General features: G+C 64.8%; 1 protein-coding gene. It reads right to left on the bottom strand.

Annotation, left to right across the window (positions count from 1 at the left end; all coding sequences use genetic code 11):
* The coding region (locus C2L80_RS13425; RefSeq protein ID WP_129589976.1) for a hypothetical protein at positions 1 to 1,201 on the bottom strand (1,201 nt) is incomplete at its 3' end.
* Positions 1,202 to 1,648: the final 447 nt, after the last annotated feature.

Genomic DNA, 1,648 nt, shown 5'->3' with positions numbered 1-1,648 from the left:
GAGCTGGGGCTGGGGCCGGGGCTAGGGCTGAGGCTGGGGCCGAGACGGAAGCCGCAGGGGCTGCGGGGGCGGTATCCGAAAAAGCGCGCCTTCCCGTGCCCACCGAACGGTCGAGATCGGGACCCCAATTCGTCATGAGAAAGCTCGCCGACGTCACCACGATCACCACCAGCACGATATCCACGTACAGCACCGTCTGCGACGCGGATCCGCAATGCAGGAACAGCACCTGGCCAGACGCCTCCCCCACCGCGAACCCCAAGAACAGCAGCGAGAAAGCCGCCGGGAACAACGAGGCCAAACCGACCTCCTCGCGCCGAGCCAGTTCAAGCGTCAGCAAAAAGGCGAACAGCACGACAAGCGCCCACACGCACCCGGAAACGATCGGAGCGTACACGGTGAAGGCCGGCACAACGGCGTTCACCAGGAACATCACCACCAGGCAGGGCGTGGAAAGCCGCACGAAAAACGCCAACCCCAACCGCCCCCGGCTGAACGCCCAGCATCCTGCCACCAACGCCGAAAGTCCTAGGCCGAGCAGCGGCACGCCCCCGTCGAGAGCAATCGCCCCGGAAGCCGGGACGTCGGCTGCTCGCGTGCCGGCCGTCACGCCGAGCGCCACCGCGTAGATGGCAAGGCCCGTCACTACGCGCAGCGTCCTCCCCAAACCATGCGGTCGAGCCGTGGCAGGGGCGCATCCAAAGCCCCCCCCCCCGTTCACGCCTCCAATTGAAACCGCCACGAGGCACGCGCACGTTCCCAATCCGCACAGCGCCATGAGAACGACGCTCCAAAGCATGGGGACGAGTACAAGCGCCAAGCCCATCGCCGACGCTGCACCGTACGCAACCGCAACCGCTGCGAACACCTCGTTCGCCGTCATACTCGCAAAACCGACCGCCCATGCGCACAGAAGGATCGACGACGAAAGGCCCACGAGCCCAGCCGCCACGTACAATGCCCACATTTCCAGCGCGCTGCATGCGACGAGCACGGAAGCCAGAGAACCAACCACGCCCGCAACCAGCGCAAACGAGAGCGTCCAAGGATGCGAGAACATCGGCGAATCCAGCTTGCGGCCAACGAAGCACAGCGCGCCCAAGCACGCCGCGGCGGCATACGTCACGAACAGCGGAGACACCTCAAGCCCTGCGCAAAACGGCACGATCGACTCGAACGCGCGCATTTGCCAAGCCAGCATGAGGGCAAATCCCCACATCTCGATTCTGCGAACCGCTTCCCCAAGCTCTTTGGCAAAACCAAAGCGCATAGGGACTTGCGGTTTCACCTTGCCCATTCAAGCCCCTCTCGAGCTATCGTCCTCCCGGGTTCTCTTCAAAACCCTATCATCCCACTATAACACGGTGAGTACCATCGTCATGGTATCCTCCCGCGTCAAGAAAGTCACCCCCCCCCCTGGCTCGCATGGACGGATGTAGCGAGGAGAAGACCTCAGACCGAGAACGCCAGGGTTCGGCGCAGCGCGACCCAAGCCCGCAAACCCAAACCCGAAGCACCGTCGCGGTAGCGGACGGAGACGCATCACTTGGCGCGCCGCTCGACACCTCCTCGAAGGATGCGGCATGGGCGCGCCCTCAGCGCCCCCGGTGCGCCCCCGGCACCATCTCCCCTCGCCTCGGCCCTCATC

It is taken from the genome of Rubneribacter badeniensis (assembly GCF_002899695.1).
In the GTDB taxonomy this organism is placed as follows: domain Bacteria; phylum Actinomycetota; class Coriobacteriia; order Coriobacteriales; family Eggerthellaceae; genus Rubneribacter; species Rubneribacter badeniensis.
The sequence above is the reverse complement of the archived record's forward strand: the minus strand, read 5'-3'. Positions and strand labels throughout refer to the sequence as shown.